General features: G+C 44.9%; 24 protein-coding genes, 1 pseudogene and 1 other annotated feature. Of the genes and pseudogenes, 11 read left to right on the top strand and 14 right to left on the bottom strand.

The annotated features are described in order from the left end of the window. Positions 1-175 precede the first annotated feature (175 nt). Both ACH6C1_RS00570 and ACH6C1_RS00565 read right to left on the bottom strand, forming a co-directional pair. Positions 176-586: an HIT family protein gene (locus ACH6C1_RS00570; RefSeq protein WP_374073671.1), complete on the bottom strand. Its 411-nt coding sequence runs from the start codon at positions 584-586 to the stop codon at positions 176-178. A gap of 38 nt (positions 587-624) precedes the next feature. After that, positions 625-828, bottom strand: a binding site (T-box leader). Beyond that, positions 829-1,215, bottom strand: a complete 387-nt coding sequence (locus ACH6C1_RS00565; RefSeq protein ID WP_095221958.1) for a PH domain-containing protein — start codon at positions 1,213-1,215, stop codon at positions 829-831. It abuts the feature before it with no gap. 333 nt (positions 1,216-1,548) lie between these two features. Here ACH6C1_RS00565 and ACH6C1_RS00560 point away from each other — a divergent pair, with 333 nt between their 5' ends. Next, a complete protein-coding gene (locus ACH6C1_RS00560) occupies positions 1,549-2,220 on the top strand; it encodes a DUF4352 domain-containing protein (RefSeq protein WP_374073669.1) in 672 nt (223 codons plus the stop codon). 42 nt (positions 2,221-2,262) lie between these two features. On the opposite strand, the gene ACH6C1_RS00555 is transcribed toward ACH6C1_RS00560, so the two are convergent. From ACH6C1_RS00555 to proC, 8 genes are all read right to left on the bottom strand, one after another. Then, the gene (locus tag ACH6C1_RS00555) at positions 2,263-2,904 is read right to left on the bottom strand and encodes a FusB/FusC family EF-G-binding protein (RefSeq protein ID WP_366248313.1); all 642 of its coding nucleotides are present in this window, start codon (positions 2,902-2,904) and stop codon (positions 2,263-2,265) included. A 71-nt stretch (positions 2,905-2,975) separates the two neighbouring features. Further along, complete coding sequence (locus ACH6C1_RS00550) at positions 2,976-3,722, bottom strand: alpha/beta hydrolase (protein ID WP_374073667.1); 747 nt, start codon at positions 3,720-3,722, stop codon at positions 2,976-2,978. Positions 3,723-3,725: 3 nt separating this feature from the next. After that, positions 3,726-4,763, bottom strand: a complete 1,038-nt coding sequence (locus ACH6C1_RS00545; protein ID WP_367459274.1) for a FecCD family ABC transporter permease — start codon at positions 4,761-4,763, stop codon at positions 3,726-3,728. After that, positions 4,753-5,766 carry a FecCD family ABC transporter permease gene (locus tag ACH6C1_RS00540; protein WP_374073664.1) on the bottom strand — a complete coding sequence of 338 codons (1,014 nt, stop codon included), beginning with the start codon at positions 5,764-5,766 and terminating at the stop codon, positions 4,753-4,755. Before ACH6C1_RS00540 ends, ACH6C1_RS00545 begins: the two co-directional genes overlap by 11 nt. 2 nt (positions 5,767-5,768) lie before the next feature. Next, positions 5,769-6,716: an iron-hydroxamate ABC transporter substrate-binding protein gene (locus ACH6C1_RS00535; protein ID WP_374073662.1), complete on the bottom strand. Its 948-nt coding sequence runs from the start codon at positions 6,714-6,716 to the stop codon at positions 5,769-5,771. Between the two features lie 240 nt (positions 6,717-6,956). Continuing rightward, positions 6,957-8,219, bottom strand: a complete 1,263-nt coding sequence (locus tag ACH6C1_RS00530) for a glutamate-5-semialdehyde dehydrogenase (RefSeq protein ID WP_374073660.1) — start codon at positions 8,217-8,219, stop codon at positions 6,957-6,959. 16 nt (positions 8,220-8,235) lie between these two features. Then, a complete protein-coding gene (proB, locus tag ACH6C1_RS00525) occupies positions 8,236-9,339 on the bottom strand; it encodes a glutamate 5-kinase (RefSeq protein WP_374075519.1) in 1,104 nt (367 codons plus the stop codon). A gap of 45 nt (positions 9,340-9,384) precedes the next feature. Then, entirely contained in the window at positions 9,385-10,272 is an 888-nt protein-coding gene (proC, locus tag ACH6C1_RS00520) for a pyrroline-5-carboxylate reductase (RefSeq protein ID WP_374075516.1), read from the bottom strand. Between the two features lie 250 nt (positions 10,273-10,522). Between proC and ACH6C1_RS00515 the strand changes: the two genes are divergently transcribed. The 4 genes and pseudogenes from ACH6C1_RS00515 (at position 10,523) to ACH6C1_RS00500 (ending at position 15,019) form a co-directional block, all read left to right on the top strand. After that, positions 10,523-11,902 (top strand): PepSY-associated TM helix domain-containing protein, encoded by a 1,380-nt coding sequence (locus tag ACH6C1_RS00515; protein WP_374073658.1) that lies wholly within the window; start codon positions 10,523-10,525, stop codon positions 11,900-11,902. A gap of 16 nt (positions 11,903-11,918) precedes the next feature. Then, entirely contained in the window at positions 11,919-12,395 is a 477-nt protein-coding gene (locus tag ACH6C1_RS00510) for a FixH family protein (RefSeq protein WP_374073655.1), read from the top strand. A gap of 100 nt (positions 12,396-12,495) precedes the next feature. Continuing rightward, entirely contained in the window at positions 12,496-13,647 is a 1,152-nt protein-coding gene (locus tag ACH6C1_RS00505) for an FtsW/RodA/SpoVE family cell cycle protein (protein WP_374073653.1), read from the top strand. Between the two features lie 62 nt (positions 13,648-13,709). Then, positions 13,710-15,019: pseudogene (locus ACH6C1_RS00500) on the top strand (MATE family efflux transporter). 1 nt (position 15,020) lies between these two features. Here the strand turns inward: ACH6C1_RS00500 and ACH6C1_RS00495 are convergent. Further along, complete coding sequence (locus ACH6C1_RS00495; protein WP_374073651.1) at positions 15,021-16,277, bottom strand: DNA polymerase IV; 1,257 nt, start codon at positions 16,275-16,277, stop codon at positions 15,021-15,023. Positions 16,278-16,739: 462 nt separating this feature from the next. Continuing rightward, positions 16,740-17,567 carry an HAD-IIB family hydrolase gene (locus ACH6C1_RS00490; protein WP_374073649.1) on the bottom strand — a complete coding sequence of 276 codons (828 nt, stop codon included), beginning with the start codon at positions 17,565-17,567 and terminating at the stop codon, positions 16,740-16,742. Positions 17,568-17,675: 108 nt separating this feature from the next. On the opposite strand from ACH6C1_RS00490, the gene ACH6C1_RS00485 reads away from it, so the two are divergent. Continuing rightward, positions 17,676-18,656, top strand: a complete 981-nt coding sequence (locus ACH6C1_RS00485; protein ID WP_374073647.1) for a LacI family DNA-binding transcriptional regulator — start codon at positions 17,676-17,678, stop codon at positions 18,654-18,656. A 33-nt stretch (positions 18,657-18,689) separates the two neighbouring features. Here ACH6C1_RS00485 and ACH6C1_RS00480 read toward each other — a convergent pair whose 3' ends face one another. Further along, positions 18,690-20,018, bottom strand: a complete 1,329-nt coding sequence (locus ACH6C1_RS00480) for a 6-phospho-beta-glucosidase (protein WP_366248324.1) — start codon at positions 20,016-20,018, stop codon at positions 18,690-18,692. Between the two features lie 179 nt (positions 20,019-20,197). Between ACH6C1_RS00480 and ACH6C1_RS00475 the strand changes: the two genes are divergently transcribed. Then, positions 20,198-21,199 (top strand): LacI family DNA-binding transcriptional regulator, encoded by a 1,002-nt coding sequence (locus tag ACH6C1_RS00475; RefSeq protein WP_374073645.1) that lies wholly within the window; start codon positions 20,198-20,200, stop codon positions 21,197-21,199. Positions 21,200-21,268: 69 nt separating this feature from the next. Beyond that, a complete protein-coding gene (locus ACH6C1_RS00470) occupies positions 21,269-21,550 on the top strand; it encodes a hypothetical protein (RefSeq protein WP_374073643.1) in 282 nt (93 codons plus the stop codon). Positions 21,551-21,599: 49 nt separating this feature from the next. On the opposite strand, the gene ACH6C1_RS00465 is transcribed toward ACH6C1_RS00470, so the two are convergent. Then, on the bottom strand, positions 21,600-22,052 hold the full coding sequence (locus tag ACH6C1_RS00465; RefSeq protein ID WP_374073640.1) for an NUDIX hydrolase: 453 nt from the start codon (positions 22,050-22,052) through the stop codon (positions 21,600-21,602). A gap of 112 nt (positions 22,053-22,164) precedes the next feature. Here ACH6C1_RS00465 and ACH6C1_RS00460 point away from each other — a divergent pair, with 112 nt between their 5' ends. The 3 genes from ACH6C1_RS00460 (at position 22,165) to ACH6C1_RS00450 (ending at position 25,843) form a co-directional block, all read left to right on the top strand. Beyond that, positions 22,165-22,524: a Lin0512 family protein gene (locus ACH6C1_RS00460; RefSeq protein WP_374073638.1), complete on the top strand. Its 360-nt coding sequence runs from the start codon at positions 22,165-22,167 to the stop codon at positions 22,522-22,524. A 1-nt stretch (position 22,525) separates the two neighbouring features. After that, positions 22,526-22,978, top strand: coding sequence for an 8-oxo-dGTP diphosphatase (locus tag ACH6C1_RS00455; protein WP_374073636.1), 453 nt, complete (start codon positions 22,526-22,528; stop codon positions 22,976-22,978). 450 nt (positions 22,979-23,428) lie between these two features. Continuing rightward, positions 23,429-25,843, top strand: coding sequence for an immune inhibitor A domain-containing protein (locus ACH6C1_RS00450; RefSeq protein WP_374075514.1), 2,415 nt, complete (start codon positions 23,429-23,431; stop codon positions 25,841-25,843). Positions 25,844-25,848: the final 5 nt, after the last annotated feature.

Raw genomic sequence — 25,848 nt, 5'->3', positions numbered from 1 at the left:
TCATTATATAAGCATCTCGGTACAAAACAAGGTTTATCTCCTAAATTTTTCAAAACGTTACTATTGTCTTTCTTTATATAACAGTTTTTTATCATTTCCCTTAAGAATTCAGCATTATATAACTAGTACCATTTGACCGGTTATTTCTATATCAAACCCGCCCTGTTAGTTTTGCTTAGACTTCCTTTATGTCCGACTCACCGCCAAAAGGAGCACCCGGCCAATCATAAACCTCCACCGGTCCCCAGTACCTTTCAGGAGTTCCAGCGTATCTGGGAATGATATGCATGTGAGCATGAGGCACAGAATTTCCGGAGACAAGTTTGTACACATGCTCTGCATGAAGCGTTTCCTGTAATGCCTTGGCCGCTCGTTTCATTGCGATACCGAATGCTGCAGCCTCTTCCTCCGCCATATCCCCGACTTGTGGAACATGGCGTTTCAAATCGAGCATGATATGACTGAGATAAGTTGGTTGTCCTTTTTTATCAATATGACTGATATAAATATAATCATCTTCAAAGATACAATCGCCGCTCAGTTGAAAACGACCTGCATGCTTGTCACAGATAAAACAATTCTCCATAGTACACTCCTCCTTATAAAAAAATGCCCATTATCTCGTAAAGAGACAATGGACATTGTGGTACCACTCTTTTTCGGCGAGAAAGCAGCTCACCCTCAAAAGCTGATAACGGCTGCCAGCCGACCAGGCATTTCCTCCCGGGCACTCCCAGACGAGTTCGGATGCTTCCCTGACTGCCTTGCACCAACCAGCAGCTCTCTATGACAGTTCTCCATCCTACTGCTTCTGTTCCTTGCGTCTATCTATTCCAACAATTGCTTGCGATTGAACGTATTCCGGAACAAGAGATCCCGCTGATGATTGTTAACGAACATTCTGACGATATCACTTACACCCTTGAGATGGATCAGGCGATGACTGGTTACATATTTTATATCTCCATTGTTTAAATGGATAGACAATTCGCCTTCCCCGGTACCTTCTGTATAAAGGATATAATCGATGCTGTCATAGCTGGTCGTATCCAGATAAGCTGGTTTTATCAACGGTTTGTGCGTAAACAGGATTCGGTTCTGCGTGACGCCAAGGATGCCATTCCTCTCGTCGAGCTTACTTTGTACGTAGAGAAAAATCCGTTCGTCTTCTTCTAGGTACATGGACAATTCCTTCAGATCTCTTTTTTGCCCCATTTTCCGCGTTCTCCTCACTTAATGTACTTGCTTCCAATCCTGATTCATACTTTCTAAATATATATCGCACTTCGGAATTTATGCAATAAAAAAATGCGGCAAATGCAACTCTTTTCTGTTTGTTATAAATCACCTATACTCTCCTACATTTTACCAGCCATTAGGGAGAAATGATACCTCTCATCTCCAATTTTTCCAGCCCTTCCTAGACTTTCTTCTAGGAGTTTAGGCTCTTTTCATTTCATTCCATATAGGGTTACGGTATGATATTTATGTCTTTATTTACTTATTTCTAGAAGACGATCTTGTTAAAAGAGAGGATGAAAGAAGTATATGAAACTGTTCCGTATTCCAGCTGCGGTATTGCTGATCGTGATCGCATTGACTTTATCCGCCTGCAGCAAGGATGAAAAAGCAGCAGATGAGCCAAAAACACCGGCAGCACAGGCAGCAGTTACAGAAGGAAACGAAGATACAGATGCATTGTCTGCCGATTTGACGGACACTGTGACAGCAGAAAACCCCTACTTCCCGGACCGCCTGACGAAAGATTCGGTTGCAGAGAAGGAAATGCTGGCTGAGCAGAACTTTGATCAGTCCGAAACTAATGACAATCTGGAAGTGACCCTGAAAGGGATTCAATATACGAAACTGAAACCGGCAGATTCCTATGAGGAATCCTTCACCGGTTTCGAGGATCCGGAGAAAATCGTTGCGGCAACAGCGAAGCTGGAAGTGAAGAATGATGGAGAAAGTGCGGTTCCTTTGAAGGAAATGGGTGCTTTTCTTGAAACTCCAACATACCGGATCCTGAACCATAATGTTTTGGAAGCAGATTCTGGTGAGATCCAACCTGGCCAGACTTCGACGAAATATGTTGTTTTCCTCATGGATCAGGCAGATTACAAAGAAGAAGATTCCTTCTCCCTGCGTATCTCCAGTATCACTGACAAGGAAGAAGACTTGCTGGCTGCTGATTTGACATTTGATTTGCCCGAAGAATAAAAGAAGGAGCACACGCCTCAAGGCATGTGCTCCTTCTTTTGTTTATGATGCATGCAAATTAGCGATGAAGCTGTAGAACCGGTTGATATCTGTCAGGTTTCGATTGCACTTGGAGCTATCCCTGCAAACATAGTTCCCGCGTTTCACATACGTTCCTTGGCCGCGGCCAATAGGCTCTGCCATGAATAACCCTACACTCTCAAGCTTATTGCATATGGTGCAAATCCCCGGCTGAGAGGAGGGCGTGATCGTGCCGCGAGCGGCTATCATCCCACCCTCATGCGGAGCGACCATGTATTTTGCCTGCTGTCCCGAATCGTTCCACCCCAGATAGGATGTTTTCTCCCAATCAACTTCATCAAGTTTAGGTACATGCAAGTGCTTCACTTTCGGGAACAGCTTCCGAAGCTGCTGTTCTGTAACGACAGGAAATGGCTTGATGGACGGACGAAGCTGAGCCAAAAAGAGCTCTGCATCAATTTCATCCTGCACACCATGGATTCTTCCAAGCATTTCCGCCTCTTCCTCCGAGAGCTTCTCGAACCGGTTCATGATTTTCTCTTCAGCTAATGAGCGGAGTCCAAAAATAATGTCTATATCTTTGACAGCAGCTGAACTATTCACAAGCTGCTGCACCTGTTCTTTAATATTGTTGTACTGGTCATTCCGGATAAAGGCTTGCATGTGGACATCCCTCCGTTTTAATCGCTTCCTATCATTTTAGCAGATATCGAGCTGGAAACAAAAAAACCGGTTCAGGTGAAGAAATAGCGAAATGCACGACTCAGCGTAGCAGGAACGACTGACGCATGATTTTCATCATCTGCGACGTAGTATGCAGTCTTTCCATCCATCACGCTCGGTAAACGATGATAGAGCGCCATTACATCTTCCACCATGAAGCCTTCCTTCTCCCCTACACCGATGAAGAGCTTGGAATCTTTAGCTTCGTTCAAAAAGGAATAAATATGCTTTTCATTCCACCAGATGGAAGGACTGATAGCCAGATAGCATTGGAAAGCTTCCGGTCGCTTGAACATACTGTACAGCGCAAACAATCCACCCAAAGAATGGCCGTACAGACATTGCTTATCCTGCTGAACATGATAATTTTCCATGATCTTCGGCTGAAGCTCATCTATTAGCCAGTCCAGGAAAATTTCTGCCCCTCCATGCTTCCCAGTCGTTTTCCATTTCATCCTATCTGGAAATTTATAATCTGATGCTGGCGGTGTGAAATCGTAGAAACGTCTTTCTCTGATAACCGACTCCTCTGCATCTAGTGATATCCCTACAACTATTGCTGGATCCACTTCTGTTTTAAGCAAGTTATGCGATTGATTACGTATGACATCTTTACCCAATCCAAAATAAGCATTTCCATCCAGCATATAGATAACCGGATAGCCTTCTTCTGATTGCGGGGGCTGATCTGGTATATATATTTGAACACGATAATTCACTCCCGGCTCTTTCCCCGAAAGAATCCATTCCTCTGACATATGTCAACCTCCTCTATTTGCTTTTACCAGTAAGTACAAGAAATAAGGTACACCTATTATTGATACAACAATACCTACCGCCAGTTCTGCCGGAGCAAAAACAGTTTTAGCAATATAATCTGAAAAGACGAGCAGTACCATGCCGGTTAATGCACTGATTGGCATGTTATAGCGGTAATCATTTCCGACAAGACGCCTGCTAATATGTGGTGCAATCAAGCCTACAAACGCAATCCCTCCAGAAACAGACACGCAGGCACTCACTAGACCAATACTTGCCAGCAGCAGTATCGCCTTTTCGCGTTCATTTCGGATACCTAAGCTCCGAATGGAGTCATCGCTTAACTGAAAATAATTGAGCAGATAAGATTTCCGGTAAAGCAAGGCACCAAGGATGATGATCCATGGTAGCATCGCATAGATATAAATCCAATTCGCATTGTAAATGCTGCCTGTCGTCCATACAGTGGCCATTTCAAAATCATTTGCATTCATTTTCAACGATATGTACAGTGACAACGCTCCAAAACCTGTTCCAAGGGCAATACCCGTCAGGATTAGCCGTTGCATATCAAGTGTACCCTGCCGCCAGGAGAAAGCAAAAATGAGCAACGCCACCAGCAGACCACCAATGAAGCCGAATATCGGCATCATCAAGACAGCCAGCCAACCGCCAATCGACTCGGATTGAATCATTCCCTGGAAAAAGAAGATATATATAACAATGGCTGTACCAGCACCAGCATTGATGCCGAGTATTCCTGGATCGGCTAGTCCATTGCGCGTGACTCCCTGCATAACTGCTCCAGCTATGCCCAAGCCTGCACCTACCAATGCTCCGATTACAATCCGAGGCAGGCGAAACTGAAAGATGACCAGTTCAAGCTTGCGATCATCATTTAATCCAAATAATGTTCGGGCAATGTCTCCCACAGTCATGGTATAGCTGCCATTCGTTAAATGCAGGTAGATAGAAAGCAACAGCAGCAAGCTAATAATCAATCCACTTAGAATTAATTTGGAACCGATTCTAAGCCGCATATTGCTTTCCTCCCTTTCTCCAAATGAGATACAGGAAGAATGGAACACCAATAAAAGCTGTCACAACGCCAATTGGTGTTTCGAACGGTGTGTTGATAAAGCGGCTGACCACATCTGATAAGCAAAGGAAGATTCCGCCAATCACTGCAGAGCAAGGAATGAGCAGACGGTAATCAACCCCGATTAGAAACCGGGTGATATGCGGGATAACAAGTCCGACAAAAGCTATCTTTCCGACAAGGGCGACAGCCGTACCAGTCAGACAGACAACACTGAGCATACTGATTAGTTTAATATAAACTGTCTTTTGCCCAAGACCCGCAGCAACTTCCTCACCTAGCGCCATGACTGTAACTGACTTAGAAACGGACATAGCCAGAATTAAACCAATCAGGCCAATCGGCACAGCCAATTTCAGCATATGGACATCCACACTGTCCATTCTCGCGTTATACCAAATGCTTACGTGCTGTGACACCTGATAATAGGAGGCGAAAGCCGCTGCACAACCGCTGAGGAAGGTTCCGATGACTGTCCCGATAATAGCCAATTGAACAGGCGCCATCCCATTTTTCAACAGTGACGCGAAGCCGAACACAATACCGGCACCGACTGCAGAACCTGCCATGGAGTAAAGAATCATCATATTACCAGATAGACCGGGAGCAAGCACCATGCACAATGTAATTACTAGTGCAGAACCATCATTGACCCCCATGATAGATGGAGAGGCGAGATAATTACGTGTGATTCCCTGCATAATTGACCCAGCTATAGCTAGGAACGCACCTACCAGCAAGGCCGCCAAAGCTCTTGGCAGTCTCGCAGTCAGCAAGATGGTATGGTCTACATTGGCAGAGTCATAATGAAAAATCGCATCCCAAATCGTACTGACTGGCATATCCTTCACGCCATTCAAGACTGAAATCAATACAACAATCACTCCTGTCAAAGGAGCAGTAAGCAGCACTATCCAAGCAATTCTATTCCTCGTGCCATACATTGTTATTCAGCCAGCTTTTCAGTTGCTGCTTTCAGGAATTCTGTCTTACTCCATGCCGTTCCGCCCTGTGCCAATGGATCAATAGCATTCACGAATACATGATCTTCCTTAGCTGCATTAGTAGACTTGAATATGTCGTTATTTTGCAGGTCTTCCAAAGCACTAGCATTTTCAGGATTTTCAGTTGTTTCAAATTGAAGGAACAGGTAATCTGGATTTACTTCCGCCAGCTTCTCCAAGGAAATTTCTGCCTGTGCTTCTGCTTCGTTGATAACGTCAGGTACCTGCAAGCCTAGATCTCCGTATAATACCGGATTCAAATATACATTTTGTGGATACACGTACAAACTGCCTGCCCGGATTCTGACTACTAACACCTGCTTGTCCTCAAGCTTTTCACCAAGTTCCGTTTTAGCTTCCTCCGAATCCTGTTCATAATCTGAAATGATTTGTTCTGCTTCGTCCTCTTTACCTGTCAAAGAACCGAGCAGCTCCAAATTCGCTTCCCAGTTCTCTGAAATATGGGAGTATGGAATAGTCGTAGCTATGTCATTCAGTGATTTGCTTACATCCTCAGGAAACTTAGAGGATCCTAGAATCACATCTGGTTCCAGCGAGAGAATTGTTTCATAATTCGGCTGCATTTTCTCGCCGATCAATTCCACCCCTGATAAATCCTCTTCTAAATATGCAGGAGTTTCACCACCAACAGATAATGCCCCCGCAGGCTTCACTCCCAATGCAGTTGCATCCTCCATTGACTCAAGACTTGCTGCCACGATTGTATCCGTCTCTTTTGGAAGTGTGTATTCCTTATCCAAATATGTAATCTGCTGTTCCTTCTTATCCGAAGATTCACCAGATGCTGTATCCTCGCTATTTCCGCAAGCTGCCAAAGAAAAGCTTAAGGCTGCTGCAAGACCAATACCACTTACTGTTTTCCACTTCATTTTGCTCTTCTCCTTTTCGTACTTTAGCGTGATCAGGACTAAAGCAACCCTCTAATTGATAATGATTATCATAATCAACTATAACAAAATAGGGATTTTATGCAATAAAAAAATGGAAATTAGCTGTATAGAAAAACTGAATAGGCTGCAGAAAACTCAAGCTACAACCTTGATAAATACGAATATATTCTGTCTCATATTAGTAACAAAAAAAGCCCATCCATTAGGATGAGCTTTCTATTATCTTGTTTGGCCGTTGCCTTTCATAACGTACTTATACGTCGTTAACGCAGGCAACCCCATCGGTCCGCGAGCATGAAGCTTCTGTGTTGAAATACCAATCTCAGCTCCAAATCCAAGAGCATGACCATCTGTAAAACGTGTCGATGCATTATGGTAAATTGCAGCTGCATCTACCGCCTTCATGAATTTGTTTACTGCTTCGTCATCTTCAGAAATGATTGCCTCCGAATGCTTTGTACCATAACGATCGATGTGGTCAATTGCTTCTTCTACGGATTCAACTACGCGTACTGCGACGTCCAGGCTTAGATATTCATTAGCCCAGTCCGCTTCTACAGCAGGTTTACAATCAGGTAAAAGCTTAACCGCTATATCATCTCCATGTGTTTGAATACCATTTTCACGTAATGCTTGTACTAGTGCATCTTTATTTGTCTCCAGCCATTCCCGCTGAACAATCAATGTCTCCAATGCATTACAAACTGCCGGACGATCTGTCTTGGCGTTCAAAAATGTCGAGATCGCCATATCAACTTGTGCAGTATTATCCACATACATATGGCAGTTTCCTACACCGGTTTCCAAAACAGGAACCGTTGCAGAATCAATCACGGCTTGGATGAGTGATGCACCGCCGCGAGGGATAAGAACGTCGATGTGCTCCTTCATTGTAAAGAGCTTCGCCGTCTCCTTCCTATCAGTCGATTGGATAAGCTGCACAGCATCCGCTGGAACTTTTGTCTGCTGAAGGGCTTTTTTGATAACCTCTACGATTGCTGTATTTGTATGAATAGCAGATGATCCGCCTTTCAGAACGATTGCATTGCCCGACTTAAGTGCCAAACCAGTCGCATCTGCTGTTACGTTAGGACGAGCTTCATAAATCATACCGATGACGCCTAATGGCACCGTGATACGGCTAACGTGCAAGCCGTTTTCCAGTGTCCATTCGCTGACCACATGATCAGTTGGATCATCAAGTTCAACTACTTCCTTCAAACCATTTGCAAAATCCTCAATACGTTCGCGAGTGAGCTTCAAACGATCAAGAAAAGCAGCATCAAAGCCTTTTTCTTCTCCCGCTTGCATATCTTTATCGTTCGCAGTCAGAATAACTTCATATTCCTTTTCTAAATACGCTGCGACTGCAAGCAGTGCCTCATTTTTTTCCGCTGTTGTCAGGAGTGCAAGCTTCTTAGCCGCTGCTTTTGCTGCAATGGCTTGCTCTTCTACTGTTACTACTTCTTTTATATGCTCCATGATGTTCCTCCTTCTGTCATTGAATAGGTACGGTGTGCTCCAGTTCGCAAACAAATGCTTCCTGATCGACTATCGTCTCTTCTATATTCCTTACCGGACTCGCCAAAGCCTGCCAAAGGTCGGACGCAGCTTGATTCACGATGCCTAAACCGATCCGAGCGCCTTTTTCATCCAGAATGCGCACAACGTCGCCTTTTTTGAAATTGCCCTTGATGGTGCTGATATTCTGGAATTCAACGGAATCTGGTGTCTGTTCAGCTCTCTTCAAGATGATTTCACCTACAGGTCCTGAATTGAACGCAATCCACTGCTTCTTGCGATTCAAATAATCCATATCTTGATCCGCTTCGAAATAAGTTCCTTCTGCTTCACCCAACACAGAATGATAGATAATATCCTCTGCTGTTGCATTGCCTAGAAAACCTTTAATACCAGATGCCATCGCAATCTTGAATGCATCCAGCTTGGACTTCATACCGCCGGTTCCGACTGCACTTCCTGCATCGCCTGCAGCTGCCTCTATTTCTGGTGTGATGGCTTTTACCAGCTCGATGCGTGTTGCTTCCGGATTTTCGACTGGATTATCAGTATACAAACCATCAATATCAGAAAGGACTGCCAGAAAATCCGCACCGACCAATCCGGCAACCTTTGCTGAAAGTGTGTCATTATCTCCAAAGCGCAGTCTGTCGACTGTCACTGTATCGTTTTCGTTTATGATCGGAATGATGCCGCGATCAACTAATACATTTATTGTATTTCTAACATTATTATAGCGGGTTTCGTCCGAGAAGTCGCCACGTGTAATTAAAATCTGTGATGCTACATAGCCATGCGACAGGAATAAGTCCGAATAGGCTTCCATCAGCAGACCCTGCCCAATAGATGCAGCGGCTTGTTTTTCCGGCAGCGACTTCGGTCTTTCCAGGAAACCGAGCTTGCGATAGCCGGCTGCCACAGCTCCCGATGATACAAGCAATACCTCATAGCCATTGTCTTTCAGCTTCACGAGCTGCTCCACTAGTTTCTCCAGCTTCTTACGGCTGATTTCTCCATGCAGGCTGGTCAATGAACTGCTTCCGATCTTGACGACAATACGTTTCGGTTTTGTTGCTTGAATAGAAATAATAACGTCCTCCAGTTTTCATTTTTTCACTATCATGCATTAGCGTGTCAAAAGCTGTTTTTTAAGCTCTTCACTGATTTCATTGGATCGTTCCGCTGCAGAAAGAATCGCTTTTGTCATCGCTTCTCCCGCTCCAGCATCATTAAGTGCATCAAGTCCGGCTGCAGTTGTTCCATTCGGAGAGGTTACATTCTTCCGCAGAATAGCCGGCTCTTCTTCTGTTTCCTCTAGCATTCTGGCTGCTCCAAGCATAGTTTGCGTTCCGATCTTTCTTGCTGTATCTCGGTCAAAGCCTGCAGCTACACCTGTTTCCTCGAAATGCTCCATCAGCTTATAGAAATAGGCAGGTCCGCTTCCAGCCATTCCTGTAAAGACATCCATCTGTTCCTCCGCAATGACAAAAGCCTCGCCAAATGTCTTTACCAGCTCTGTGACAAGTGTAAGCTGTTCGACGGATACATGTGTTCCAGGTGCAATAGCCGTAGCCGATTCACCTATGGTACTGGAAGTGTTAGGCATAATACGAACAACGGGTTGGTTCTCTGGCAGATAATGCTCGATTTGTTCATTCTGGATGCCTGCAGCTACCGATATAATTAGCTGTCCTTCTTGAACCTTATCTTGCAGATCGATTAATGAAGCAGTTAGATCCTTCGGTTTCATCGCGAGTATGATAATATCCATACTGCTCCAATCCACCTCAGCCTGAGGAATTCCGGTAATAGCATAGCGCTCCTGCAGCTCACAGAGACGCTCCGAATTTGTTCGATTCGTCACATATATCTGCTCGTGATGCATGCTATCTGACCCATTCATTCCTGCAATCATTCCTTCTGCCATCGATCCTGCTCCGACATACAAAATCCGTTTGTTAGTTAAGATACCTAATCGCTCCTTTTGAGAAAATTTTTCGTTCCCTGTTAACAGTTATCTATGCTAACACTATAGGACTCCATGTCAAGGAATGCCACATCACAAAAGCCTGTCCTATCAGCGTTTCAGCCCCATGCACAACAGAATGGAAACGCTTTACAAATTTATCAATGTTATGTTCAAGGAATGGTCATAATAACCTGCATTTCCCTACTTGTATGGGCGTGAAAATTGTCCTAAGCTTAGGCTTGTACTACTTTGCCTATTATTACATTTAAATATAGAAGAAAAGGAGTTGTCCTATATGGAGGCACAAAAGGAGCCGTCGGTGTCGAAGCAGAAACAACAGAAACGTCGGTCACTTTACCAGTCTGTCTGGCGCTGGCATTTCTATGCAGGTCTTATAATTATGCCATTCCTCATCATTCTGGCTATCACAGGCGGTGTTTATCTATTTAAACCTCAAATCGAAGCAGCCCTTTACAAGGACTATTATGAAGTCACTCCGCAAACTACTGTCACAACGCCATCCGAGCAAATCAATACAGTGGAAGCTGTGAATCCGAATGCAGCAGTGACGTCGTATCGTCCAAGTGACAGTCCAGACCGTTCTGCTGAGGTAGGTATTACAGAAGACGGGAAAGCTTATACCGTTTACGTCGACCCTTATGAAAATGTCATACTCGGTAAATTAGAAGACTCTTTCAAGCTCGTTAACGTATTTGAAAAAATTCATGGCGAGCTGCTGATGGGTACTTTCGGGGATCGTATTGTCGAGTGGGCAGCTTGCTGGGCGCTGATTTTGATCATTACTGGCGTTTACCTGGGCTCGCCTAAAATGAAAGGGAAATCAAAAATCTTTGGTGTTCTCATTCCGCGCTTGAACAAAGGGAAAAAACTACGGGCACGTGACTTGCACGTAGTGCCTGCATTCTGGATTTCGTTAGGTCTGCTATTTCTGATTCTTACAGGACTGCCTTGGTCAGGATTATGGGGAAACAATTTCCAAACGATTACCACTAATGCAGGTGTCGGCTATCCACCTTCTGTGTGGGTTGGTGATGCTCCTGCTTCTGATGTGAAAACAAAAGAAATCGCTGATGTGCCTTGGTCAGCTGAGAACTTGCCAGTCCCAATTTCTACAAATCAGCAATACACACAGCTTTCTGTTGATGATGTTGTGTCGATAGCCGAAGATGAAGGTGTAAAACCTGGCTATAATATCATGATTCCGCAAACGCAGGATGGTGTATTCACTTTATCTGCTTTCCCGCCGCATGCCCGTGATGAAGTGACGATGCACATTGATCAGTATACTGGTGCTGTTTTGGCAGATTACCGCTATGATAATTACCATACACTTGGAAAAGTAATTGCCTATGGTATTACCATTCATAAAGGAACGGAATTCGGTATCTGGAATCAGATTATCGGGTTGCTTGTTTTGATTGGCATTGTAGGTATTGCTGTGAGCGGCTTCATCCTATGGCTCTCCCGGAAACCGGAAGGTAAGCTTGGCTCACCGAAAGCACCGTCTGACAAAGTCATGAAAGGCGTTATCGTACTGATTATCATTCTTGGCATCATCTTCCCGCTTGTCGGAATCTCGATTATCGTCGTCTGGCTGTTTGATCGGTTTGTCATTCCGAGGGTGCCTGCACTGAAGAGGTTCTTTAATGCGTAAGAAAGGAGAAAAGCAGATGCGACTATTTAAAATTACGCCGTTGTTACTGACATTCTTTCTCCTTGCTGCATGCTCTGCCGATCCTGAAGCAGCTGACCACTATGCGAAACGGGAAGAAGTGAACGTGATCATTGAAGCTCCTGAATCCATCGAAGCAGATTCTGCTCCGAAAATAGGTGTAAAGCTGTCACATGATGGGAAAGCACTTGAACAGGAAGCAACCGTCAACTTCCTTGTATGGAAAGATGAGAACAAAGCAGATGCAGAAACAATTCCTGCCTCATTGGATACAGACGGAACCTATCATCTGGAATATAACTTCCCATCTGATGGCGTATATTTTGTTAAAGCAGATGTAAAGGTCGATAATATCCATTTGATGCCGACGAAGCAGATTCGCGTTGGAGAATTGACACAAGAAGAGATAGAAAAGATACAACAGGAACAAGAACAGAAAAAACAGGATGATAGCGGAAGCCACCATCATCATTAATAGGAAAAAGCCGTATTTCTTCCAGAATACGGCTTTTTAAATTGGAAATTTCTGTTACGATAGAACTGTAGATTATCCTTATGATGAAATGGTGACATGCATGCAAAAACTGCGAATATATCTGGAAAAATTTGATTATCTCTATTTCTCGCTTATCATACTGCTCGGACTTGCAAGCCTAGTCAGTTTATATCAAGTACAACTCTTGCAAGGAGAATATTTTGTTCTGCAGCAGGTTGTCTGGTATGTAATTGGTTTAGGCGGCTGTTTTGTCGTGTCTTATTTTCTTGATCTCGATATACTGAAGCGTTTATCACTTTTTGTTTATCTTTTTTTCCTGCTGTTATTAGTAGGTATCTTGATTGCACCCTCCAGCATCTCCAAAGAAATCAATGAAGCATACGGCTGGTATACAATCGGCGGCTTTTCATTCCAGCCTGCTGAATCGATGAAAATCGGATTGATTCTTTATCTGGCACAAGTGATCAGTAAAGGGACGGATAGCTCTCCTGCATTAAAGGAGGAAATACTGCTTGTCGGCAAACTGACAGTTATCACATTAATCCCTGTTGCTGTCGTCATGCAATTTCCGGACTTCGGTAATGCAATGGTTTATCTTGCTATTTACGGGGCGATGCTGCTTGTTTCCCGCGTCCGGATAAAAACGATACTGCTTATCTTCTCTGTTCCATTAACGATTGTACTTGCCTTAACCATTACATACTTCTTTGCGACTGATTTCTTCCTCGATCGGATACTCGGCATGCTGCCAAGCTATCAGGCAAGCCGTTTCTATGGCTGGCTGCAGCCAGAAAAATATACGATTTCCGGCTATCAGCTGAATCAATCGATCATGGCGATTGGATCTGGTAATATGAGTGGCTACGAACATCTGCCACATGTGCCATACGCCTATTCAGATTTGATTTTCGCAGTCATAGGCGGCGTTTTCGGCTTTGTCGGGACAAGTCTTGTACTGCTGCTTTACTTTATGCTCATTTATAAAATCGTCATGATTTCCCAGCGCTATCATGATTCATTCGGAACCTTGATTGGCGCAGGAATCGCTGGGTTCCTGACATTTCAGATATTCCAAAATGTCGGTATGAGTATCGGACTGATGCCCGTTACGGGACTTGGTTTGCCGCTTATCAGCTATGGAGGAAGTGCCCTCGTCATTACACTCGCATCTCTTGGATTGATCCTCAATATGCGTGTGAATACGATGACGTTTATGTTTGGAAACAAATAGCGTTTACTTCTGCAAACATGTGCGGTATATTATATCGTAATTACTACTATTAAGGTGAGTGCATGCAGCATAAAAACTACTTAGCGCTGGCCCTGCCGCTGACCCTGTCAACGATTACGACGCCATTGCTGGGTGTTGTTGATACAGCCGTTGTCGGCCAGCTTTCCAATGCTTCTTATATTGGCGGGGTCGCCATCGGTACGATCATATTCAATACGATGTACTGGCTTTTCGGATTCCTGCGGGTAAGCACATCCGGGTTTGCCGCTCAGGCATCTGCCAGTCTCGATAAAGAAGAACATGTAATGGCGTTAATGCGTCCTTTCCTGGTCGCTTTTATTGTCGGCCTGCTATTCGTTCTTATACAGCAGCCGATCCTGCACTATTCCTTCTCCTTCCTAGGAGCGAGTGATGCCGTGAATAGCAGCGCTTCGGCTTACTTCTCTATCCGGATTTGGGGTGCGCCATTTGCGCTTGCCAACTATGTCATCCTTGGCTGGCTGATCGGCATGTCCTATATCAAAGCAACACTTGTTCTGCAGATAAGCACGAATATGCTGAATATCATTCTTTGTATTCTTTCTGTTCATGTGTGGGATTTGGGAGTGGCAGGTGTAGGTGCTTCTACGCTGATTGCCGAGATTTTCTCTTGTGTATTCGGCATTGTCCTGCTGCGCAAATATGCCGGCAGCATCCATTCATACAGGTCTTGCGACGCGCAGTCGATCCTAAACCGATGTGGCGAATGATGAAGGTCAACCGAGATTTATTCATTCGGACGATATGTTTACTAATTGTTTTTAACCTGTTTACAGCAAAAGGTGCTGCGTTTGGGGAAGATATGCTGGCAGCCAATGCCATCCTGATTCAGATTCACTATATGATGGCGTATTTCTTTGATGGCTTTGCTAATGCGTCCAGCATTGTGGCCGGTCGGGCTCTTGGGGAACGCAATGAAAAACTCTTTTCGCAGTCTCTGCGTCTATCTTTGCAATGGGGGCTTGGTATCGGGGTGACGCTTGCGCTTCTGTTTTTTGCTGGCCAGAAGTGGATCTATCCTTTGTTCTCCGATCAGCAGCACATTATCGAGCTGACTGGATCCTATGCCAACTGGCTTGTTCTATTTCCGATCGCCGCCAGCCTTGGCCTTGTCTATTATGGCGTTTTCACTGGCGTAACGGAAGTACGCTTTGTCCGCAACTCCATGATTCTTGCTGTCCTGCTTTACTTAGCGGCTCTTTATGCCCTGCAGCCACTCGGCAATCACGGACTATGGATCGCCTTCCTGCTCTTCAGTCTCGGTCGGTCCGTCTTCCTTATCATGTATGTACCAAAGCTGCGCCGGCTGTTTCAGCAGACGGCAGCAGCTTGACTCAGGCTTGATGGCCCCCGATTTTCGCACTGCGTTCAATTGTCATTCCGGCAGCTGTATGGCTGCTGGCACGCAGAATGGCGGTCGTACCGAAACGTGCCCGAATCTGATCCATCGTCCGACTCAGATCCTTCTGCTTGCTCTTGTCCTCGAACAAGCTGAGCTGGGTCGCTTCTTCATCGTATAAATTGGTCAGGGAGACAGACACTCGTCTGACTTCGTGGCCTTTTTGGTAGTGCTCATGAAATAGTTCGAGGCAGAGCTTATACATATCCGTCGTCAGATTCGAAGGGCTCGTAAAGGAACGGGACCGACTGAAGCCGCCGCCATGCTGACTGGCATATCCAACGGCCAGATGGACTGTATTGCCTTCCTTCCTGTCCCGTCTTGCCCGTCTGCAGGCCTCCTCGCACAGCTCCAAGATGATGGTCGGAATCTCTTCGCCACGGTAATTACGCAGCAGTGTAATGCCGTGTCCGTAGCTTTTCTGCTCCTGTTTGACGAAATCACCGAGCACCTCGCTCTCATCGATTCCCCATGCATGCCAGTATAATTGCTCACCCATCACACCATACCGTTTCTTGAGATGCTCCAAAGAAGTGTGAGCAAGATGCCCAAGCGTGACAATACCCATCCGATTCAAATTCCGCTGCATTCGTCGTCCAATCCCCCAAACATCCTGTATCGGGACCGGCCACAATAAGCGCGGCACATCCTGATAATGGCAAACGGCAATACCAGAGGTCTGTTTCTTTGCATGAATATCCATCACGACCTTGGCCAGGAACTTGTTATCTCCGATTCCAATGGCCGCCGTAACACCGAATTGCTCCAGGATATCCGCCTGCAGCTTGGCCGCTGTCTCCTCTGCAGTTCCATGCAGCTTCTCCGTGCCATCAAGTGTCACCCAGAATTCGTCGACAGAATAAACATGGATTGCTTCCATTGGCACATACTCATGCACTAGCTCGGTAATTGCCACCGAAACCTCCAAGTAATCCTTCATATGTGCTTCCGCAATGACGAGTTCCGGATCTTCCGGCAGCTCGAAATAACGGCTCACATTGCTGACGCCATGCTTCTTCTTCAGCGCAGGACTGGCAGCTAGCACGATACTACCCGGCCGCTTCGTATCCCCGACCACTGCAAGCAGTGTCGTCATCGGATCAAGGCCGCGTTTCACGCATTCCACACTCGCATAGAAGCTCCGCATATCCACACACAATACCTCATGCTGCTGAAATCCGCTATAATCCATCTTTACCACCTCCAAAGGGAACAAATGTTCTCACTTTAGATTACCCGATTCGAGGCAGTTATAGTAGCTGTAATTTTTGGATAGGGAGGAAAAATGAAAAAAGACTGCTCTAAACAAACAATTTTATTCTTCTATTTGGTAATACAGTTATATAAAGGATACCAATTAGTTGTCAGAGGAGTTCATTATCAGGATTTGGTTGATTTTCAATATATAGTAGGAATCTTAATACAGCACAGCTTCCTTATGATTTGGTTCTAGAGAGACATATTAAATGGTTTTCCTAGCTATATTTATTAGTCAGCTGGGTGCTATATATTCAATGAAAGAGGATCAAAAAGACCAAGCAGCGCATTAACGGTTCTGCTAATAAATGAACTGCGTCCCAAGTAACCCTCAACTTTTGGGACGCAAAGAAGAAACCGGTATTTTTCTAGGTTCAACAATTCCACACTACTCTTATCAAATAAAGAAATGTTGCAGCGTCGTACGGATACCGGCTGCGTAAGGTGTTCCGCATACCTGACTATGCTTCTGTTTCGCCTCCTCTGTTGCATTAGCAACAAGGAAACCATTTCCTGCATATCGCAGCATTTCAAGGTCATTTCCACTGTCTCCAAAAGCATAGATCTGCGATGGTTCCACCATGCAATGGTTTGCCAAGAACTGAACGGCCGCTCGTTTTCCAGTCCTTAACGGAATGAAATCCACATCATATGCCCCGTCTGGATCTCCTGCCAGTGGATTGCATGCGTTCACATTCAAACCTACCTTAGCTGCAGCGGCTGCCTGCCTTATACGATGCATTACCTCGGCCAAATCATCTTCATTAGGAAAGTAATAATAGTTCTTTTTGTACGAGCTCTGCCCATGCATCGTCTGTGGCTGTAATGCTATCCCATCCAAAGAGAGCATATGAATCAAATCCTCTACAAGCTGATTGAATTCTTCTTGAACAGGTAAATGCTTTTTCCAATCGTATATCTCCTTTAGTTCTCCACCAGCTGTTAGTTGGTACAGTTCGGTTCCCAGATTAGCTGCAATGAAATGGGGCATATAAGTCAGACGTGCACGCTCCATTTTAGCCGCCAGGGAATTACAATCACTTCCGGTAACCCATGCAATCTTCACATGATACTGTCTGGAAATCCCATTTAGATAAAGCTCCATCGCATGCAAATCCTCCAGCTGCCCTTTCTCACAAGCATGAGGAAAATAAGTCTCATCAAAATCAAAACAAATAAGTGCCTTTGTGCTGTCGGTACTAGCAAAGCATTTTTTCACACTCATTATTCAACCACCTCCCTTCCTACCATAAGAGATGGGAACGTTCCCAGGTCAACAAGAAAACAGGTATGCTATGATAAAGCTACATTCAATGTCCAAGGAGCTGGTTGAATGCCTACTATAAACGACATCGCAAAGAAATGCGGTGTTTCCAAAAGTACTGTCTCTCGCGTATTAAATGGGCATCCATATGTATCTGAACAGAAGCGGCAAGAGATCCTTTCTGCTATCGAGGAATCCGGATTTACCCCGAATAGCTTGGCTGTTCAATTTCGTAAGCGAAAAACCTCTGCCATAGGTATTCTCACACCTCAAGTCGATCATCCTTATTTCGCAGCACTGGTGCAATCATTATCGAATGCCTGTACAGCAAAAGGATGGAAACCCGTTATCTTTCAGACATTCGGTGATAAGAAACGTGAACTGGATGTATTCGCCAAGCTGAAACAGCGTGAACTGGACGCTATAATCGCAACTTCATCCGCACTGGAAGCTCACCTTTTAGCCCGTTGCTTAGAAAACGGTCCAATACTTATTTGTAATGAGAAATATGAAATTGACACAACTGTATGCAGTCTAGATGAAGAGAGTGCCGCCTATAAATTGACCATGCATATGCTGCAAACAGGTAAGAAGCGACTCTTATTCTGCCTTGACCACACTTCCCCATCCCAAGAAGCTAGATATAAAGGTTTTCTAAATGCCTTAGGTGCGAGAAATCTAAAGGAAGGCGGGAAACGCATAGAAGGAATGGTATCAATTGAGGATGGTATTCGTTTGGGTACTGATTTATTTCATGATAAACAATTGCTCATAGATGGCATATTTGCAGGAAGTGACTTCGTTGCCGCTGGGATTCTGCATGCTGCCAAGCAGCATCAAATCGCTGTGCCAGAAAATTGCGCAGTTACCGGGTTTGATAACCATCCTATCTCTCAGATTACCGATCCTCCGCTGACCACCTATGATAATGAGATAGAGGCCATGGCACGAAAGACTGCAGAACAATTAGATATGCAGCTATCTGGTAACATTAATGTACCCAAGCTATTTCAATGGCAAGGATATCTTGTACCGAGGCATTCCACGTAAAAAAGACCCGTGCTCTCTGCACGGGTCATCTTTTTATGCTTCTATCTTTTTAAAGAACTGTGGCAAATGCTCTTTGTGAGCCTCCAACATTTCATCCATTATCTTCTTCGCTATCTCATCAGAAGGTACAAGCGGGTTGATTGTCATCGCAAGCAAAGCAGTGTTGTAATCACCTGTTACAGCTGCCTCAGCTCCAACACGCTCGAATGACTTGATTTGCTGAACAAGTCCGCGCACTGGTACTGGAAGGTCACCAATGCCAATCGGTTTTGGACCATCTTTGGTAATGACACAGTTGATTTCGATAGCGGAATCGTTCGGAATGCTCTGGATAGCACCATTATTGATTGTGTTCACTGTCTGAATATCACGTTTGTCATTGTAGATGGAGTTGATCAGACTGCAAGCAGCATCACTGTAGTATGCACCGCCGCGTTTGGACAGCTGCTCAGGTTTCTCTGCAAGATTCGGATCTTTGTAAAGCTCGAACAAATCACGCTCAACGCCTTGCACGACCTCGGCACGCGTACCTTCGTTATCTGCTTCTTCAAGCTCCGCTTCAAGCATTTGCGAAGTCTTGTAGTAGTAACGGTGGTATGGACACGGGATAGCTTTCAGACCTTTGATGAAGCTAGGTTCCCAGTCAAGGTTTTTGATGTTTCTCATCGTCATCTCTTTTTTATCGGCGCTTGTCATTTTATCCAGCACGGTATCCGTAACATTTTCTCCGTCCAAGTATACATTCAAGCCAAATACCATGTGATTCAGACCAGCAAAGTCGATGTGCACACGATCTCCATCGGCACCAAGCAGCTCTGCTACTTGCATCTTCATCATGATCGGCACGTTACATAAGCCGACGACATTTTTGATATTAGAGTAGCGAAGCACTGCCTCCGTTACCATACCAGCTGGGTTTGTGAAGTTCACAAGCCATGCATTCGGGCAAAGCTCCTCCATGTCTTTACAAATATCAAGGATGACAGGAATAGTACGCAGACCTTTGAACAATCCGCCTGGTCCGTTCGTTTCCTGTCCGATTACATTATATTTCAATGGGATTCTTTCGTCTTTTGCCCGTGCGTCCAATAGTCCAACACGGAATTGTGTTGTAACAAAGTCTGCATCCTTCAAAGCTTCCCGGCGATCCAATGTCAAATGCACATCGATCGGCAAGCCTGCTTTTTCCACCATGCGCTTTGCCATATTTCCTACAATCTCAAGCTTTTCCTTCCCTGCTTCTACGTCCACGAGCCAAAGCTCTGTAATTGGCAATTCATCATAGCGTTTAATGAACCCTTCCACGATTTCCGGTGTGTAACTTGAACCTCCGCCGATTGTAACGATCTTCAATTTTCCCATGATCAGTGCCTCCTATATGGTTACATTTTTGATCTACAACCACAGCTTAAATGCTGGAATGCATCCCAGGTCAAGAACAAATTCGTAAGGAATTTGTAAACCGGTCGACCAAAGCTTACAAAACGTTCATTTTCCGCTAAAATAAAGGTAAGAAAGCGATTTCTAATGAGGTGAAGCACATGAGTAATATCAAACAGATTGCACAGATGGCTGGCGTTTCCCGCAGCACTGTTTCACGTGTCCTCAATCACCATCCCCATGTCCATGAAGATACTCGGCGCAAAGTCCAGCAAGTCATTGATGAACTAGACTATATTCAAAATAGCAATGCAGTACAGCTGAAAAAAGGCAGGACCAATACTATTGGTGTCGTATCGCCTTCCATCAGTCATTATTTTATGCAAATTGTTCAAGGTATCGCCGAAGCTGGCACCTCCTGCCAATATCAAACCTTACTTTACCAAACGAATGAAAAAGCCGATCAGGAATTGCAGGCATTGGAAATGCTGCGTCAAAAGCGCTTGGACGGGCTGATTATCCTGCGCTGCGGATTAGATTGGGAGAAAGTTGCCACTTATACAAAGTACGGACCGATTATGACATGTGAGCCTCTGCAGCATCCACAGATCCAATCCATCTATATGAATCATTACGAAGGGTTCCAGCTTGGGCTTGAGCATTTGATCGAAAAAGGCTATAACCGCATTGCCTGTACAATAGGAAGAGCCGAAAGCCGAAACAGCCTGGAACGGAAGAAGGCTTTTGAGGATATATTGCAAACACATAACCTTCCCGTCCATCCCGAATGGATCTTAGATGAGACATTCACCGTCGATGACGGACGCAGAGCCCTGCAGGAGCTTTTAAACGGTAGGAATATGCCTGATGCGGTCATCCACGCCAGTGATTACGTTGCAGCCGGCATGGCTGCCGAAGCACGGACGCAGGGAATCAGCATTCCTGATGAGCTGGGCTTGGTAGGTTTCGAATCCGACCAAAGCGATGTTGCTGGACTGATGGAGCTGACTCATGTCCGCAATCCGCTCAAGCAGATGGGAGCAGAAGCGTTTCGTCGCATGCACGCGGTATTAACGGAAACACCATACACACCAGCCGAACTTGCCTTCTCTCTGACAGAGCGTCAGTCTACTGCCAGAGGTGTTAAGCAAGTCCAGGTATGAGGCTATCAAAAAGTTTTATATAAGTAGAATCGTTCCGCGTGCTAGGATAGTGCAATAGAGGTGATGATAATGTTGATCTTAAGGCGAACAGCCAATTATTCATTATGTGCTATTCATCTAGGTATACTCGCTTTTTGGCTGGCTGCATGGGAGCTGCTTTTCACTAAGTTGGGTTTGATGATTTGGGGAAGTTCTGCTTTACTAGGGGCTTTATTTTTCATTTTCCAAAGACGGCAACGAAAAAATATGCTCGATAACAGTGATTGGATTTTAGGTATATCCACCGTATTTATGATCGTTCTTGCCCTTGTCTCTTTGCTAATTGAATATGCTGTATCATCCATGCCATGACTAGTTAAAATAACAGCTATCACAAGGCAGAAAAGGAGTAGCTGATAAGCTACCCCTTTTCACTGAATTCCTTTATAAATCGGCGATGGCTCCTGACCATCTTTTCCGGCAGTTCATCAAGCGGGAAAAAGCCCAGCTGCATAGATTCTGCTTCATCCAGCATTAATTCTCCGTGAAACTTACTAGTCTGGTACACGATTGTCACATTGTAAAATTCATCACCATTCGCAGCTACGGCAAAATTATCTTTTCCGGAATACACATCAACCAGCTTCAATTCCTCCACTGTCAGTCCTGTTTCTTCCAGCACTTCCCTGGCAGCTGTCTGTTCAGCTGATTCACCAAGTTCCATCAATCCTCCAGGCAAGCCCCATGTTTCGGGCGGGTGGATTCGTTTCTGTAAAAGGACATGCTGCTTTTCATCAAAAAGAAGGCATAATGCCCCAACTAATATGACAGGCTGATGCCCGACGTACTTCCGAAGATTCTCTACATAGTTCACAAGCACATCCCCTTTCACTCAACAAGTTTACCAAATCTTACATATAGCTGATAGAATTCTTTAATCTTAATATGATACAGTAACTATATCAGAACAATCTAGGAGTGATCATATGGAAAAAATCATGTCCATACAAACCGGCTTCGGTGTCGATGTACACGGTCAAGACGTTACAAAAGCAGCGGTACGTGCAGTAGTCAATGCTATACATACAAATTCCATGCCTGGTATTACGAGCGTCCTGCCAGACAACGATTTGCATAATATGAAGGTAAATATCCGCTTGGCTGTCCCTGCTGATAAGGACAAGCTGGATATCGAGCAGGTCAAGGCCCGGATTCCATATGGTACTGTAACAGTAGAAGTAATCGATGGTGGTATGCTGACTACAAGCGCTATCTACTTAGAGGAGAAACAGGATAAAAACGATATGATGTATATCGTGAACGCTTCCGTCGAGACGGGATACTGAAATGATCGAGCACAAGATCTATAATATGGTGATGATACATAATGAGGATCAGGTGCTTCTGCTGGATCGTCAGCATGATGACTTCCGCGGATTTATCCCGCCTGGCGGAAAGGTGGACTTTCCTGAGAGTCTCACTGCAAGCGCAATGCGCGAGGTGAAGGAAGAGACAGGACTGGACGTATGGAATCTGGAGTATAAAGGCGTACAGCATTACGTGAACGATGAACAAAATGTCCGTTATCTGATCTTCTATTATATAACTGATTCTTTTTCCGGCACACTGCTGTCAGATTCCAGAGAAGGCAATCCATCATGGTTCCAGAAGTCTGAAGCGATGGAACTGCCAATGCAGGATGTAGTCCGCACTGTCTTTCCGTTATTCTTCCAAGAAGGTACATTTGCGCATGCTGAATCTGAAGCTTCTGATTACACGGAAGAAATACTGCATACATAAATACGGGAGGGGAGATATCAGCTTCCTCCCCCTTCTATTATTAAAAATACATACTGATATTCCATATATTGCAACTTCAATTCTATTGAATAAGATAAATAGATAGGTCTATTATCTCATTTTTCTAGTAAAAGTAATATTTTCTGATTGCTTGTACTTTCCCAACTTTCCTCATCCTTCTACAAGTTTCCATATGTTTACGTTATTTTCCACTCTCTTGTTTCCCAACTTTATTGCCAACCCTGTCGGATTATGTGATGACATCTCACGAAAACCGCATTATTTCAATGTATATACCACTTCTCTTCCTTCCAAAGTACCATTGTAAATCTAGCAGACTAGTCGCTATACTACCCTTTAAGGAAAACTTTACCTACATATCGAATCTGTTTTCCGACTATTTAAACTATTAGCACAGGGAGAGTGACTTGCTTGAAGAAGAATAAATGGATGGCTTCTGCGATGGCAGCCGTTATCGGATTTAGCACTTTTACATTATCATTTGTGCCAGCGCAGGAAGCCCATGCCGAAGCAACTGTTGAAAAAACACCAGCTGTGACGTACTCGCCGAAAACTGCCCAAAGCGGCGGACCTTTCGACAGTGCAATTGCAAATGAGGATAAATTGATTGAATTGCTTAAAGAAGAAGGAAAGATCAGTAAGGATGCTACGGAAGCGGAAGCCCAGGAAGTATTGAATGCTTATCTAAAGGAACGGGAAGAAAAGAGCGCAGAAGCTGCTAAGCAGCCTTTGCCGGATGAGCTGAAAGAAGCTGCAATCGATGAAACAGTGGTTAGTGACACTGATAAGCAGAATGGCAATGCCGACAATGCTGCAAGTGCATCCAAAGAGAAAGGCAAAGACAAAGGAAAAGGTAAAGATAAAGGAAAAAATAAGAAAGTAGATAACGTGAAGGAAGAAGAGTATGACGGTGAAGTGCGGGAAGACAAAGTACTCGTCCTCGCAATTGACTTCCCTGATTACCAGAACAGCTCTATCACACCGGAAGAAACGGATATGTGGTACGAAGATTATACACATGATCACTTCCAAAACATGATCTTTGGTGATGATGGCTATACTGGTCCGGATGGCCAGGAGTTCGCTTCTATGAAGCAGTATTATGAGGCACAATCCGGCGGCAGCTATACTGTCGACGGAGAAATTGCCGGATGGTACACAGCAGATCATCCTGCAGCTTACTATGGTGCCAACGATCCTGCTCCAGATGGCAGTGATACTGCTGCGCGGGAATTGGTCTACGAAGCACTAACGAAGGCTGGACAAGATCCGAACGTCGACTTGAGCGAGTACGATCAGTGGGATCGCGATGACTATGATGGCGATGGCGTTTACCATGAGCCAGACGGTATCATCGACCACTTGATGGTCATTCACGCAGGTGTCGGTGAAGAAGCGGGCGGCGGAAGCCTTGGCGGCGATGCAATCTGGTCTCACCGCTGGAATCTTGGCGGACTTGTTGCAGTCCCTGGCGGAAGCTCCACTAGTGACCGCTTTGACGGACAGCTTGCTGCTTACGACTATACAATCGAACCGGAAGACGGAGCTATGGGGGTATTCGCGCATGAATACGGCCATGACCTAGGCTTGCCGGATGAGTATGATACGAACTATACCGGCCAAGGGGAAGCGGTTGCTTATTGGTCCATCATGGCAAGCGGAAGCTGGGCTGGTGATGTACCTGGAACAGAGCCTTCAGGTTTCAGTGCCTATGCAAAGGAATATTTGCAAAACGCACATGGTGGTAACTGGCTGAGCGGTACAACGATCGAAGCAGAAGATTTGGATGACGATGGTATTGAACTGCTATTGGATGAAGCTGTGACAAAAGGTACGAATAATGACGTGATTCGCGTTAACTTGCCAGATAAAGAAACCGAAGTCACACAACCTGCAAGCGGCACATTCGCCTATTTCAGCGGAAAAGGTAATAATGTTGATAATAACATGACGGCAACTGTTGATTTGACCAATGCCTCTTCAGCTGAGCTGACATTTAAAACTTGGTATGATATTGAACAAGATTGGGATTATGCCTCTGTCAAAGTGAATGGGGAAACTGTCCCTGGCAGCATCACGACAACAGAAAATCCGAACGAACAGAACCCAGGTGATGGTATCACCGGTACATCTGATGGCTGGGTGGATGCTACTTTCGATTTGAGTGCCTATGCAGGCCAGGAAATAGAGCTTTCCTTGAACTATTGGACGGATGTAGCTGTAAACAACGCTGGATTCTATGTGGACGATATTCAAGTGACAGCTGATGGCAGCACTGTCCTGACAGACGATGCAGAAGCTGACAGTAGTTTTGAGCTAAATGGATTTGCTCAAGATAAAGGCGTTTCCCTTTCCGAGCATTACTACTTGCTAGAATGGCGTACGCATAACGGCGTTGATATCGGACTTGATCGTATCCGTCGTGGTGACAGCTTGATGAGCTACAACACTGGCCTTCTAGTATGGTACGTCGATAATTCTTATGACAACAACTGGACTGGTACTCATCCAGGCGAAGGCTTCCTTGGGGTAGTGGATGCTGATCAGAAGGCACTTTACTGGAGCGACAAATCAGTAGCTTCCACTCGTTATCAAATTCACGATGCCGCATTCAGCAAGGATAAATCCGAGAAGATGTTCCTTGATTATCGCGCAACGAATGGTTTGACACTGAAGGACAACCATACGAAGAGCTATGATGAGTTCGAGGATGATAATAATTACTTGAACAAAGCACTTCCTGATGCTGGACGTAAAGTACCAGAGTATGGAATCGAATTTGAAGTAAAAGATGACAGCAAGGATGGTTCAGTCGGTAAGATTGAAATCTCCCGCGAAGATTAATAGCA

This window comes from Terribacillus sp. JSM ZJ617, from assembly GCF_044383785.1.
In the GTDB taxonomy this organism is placed as follows: Bacteria; Bacillota; Bacilli; order Bacillales; family Amphibacillaceae; genus Terribacillus.
The sequence above is the reverse complement of the archived record's forward strand: the minus strand, read 5'-3'. Positions and strand labels throughout refer to the sequence as shown.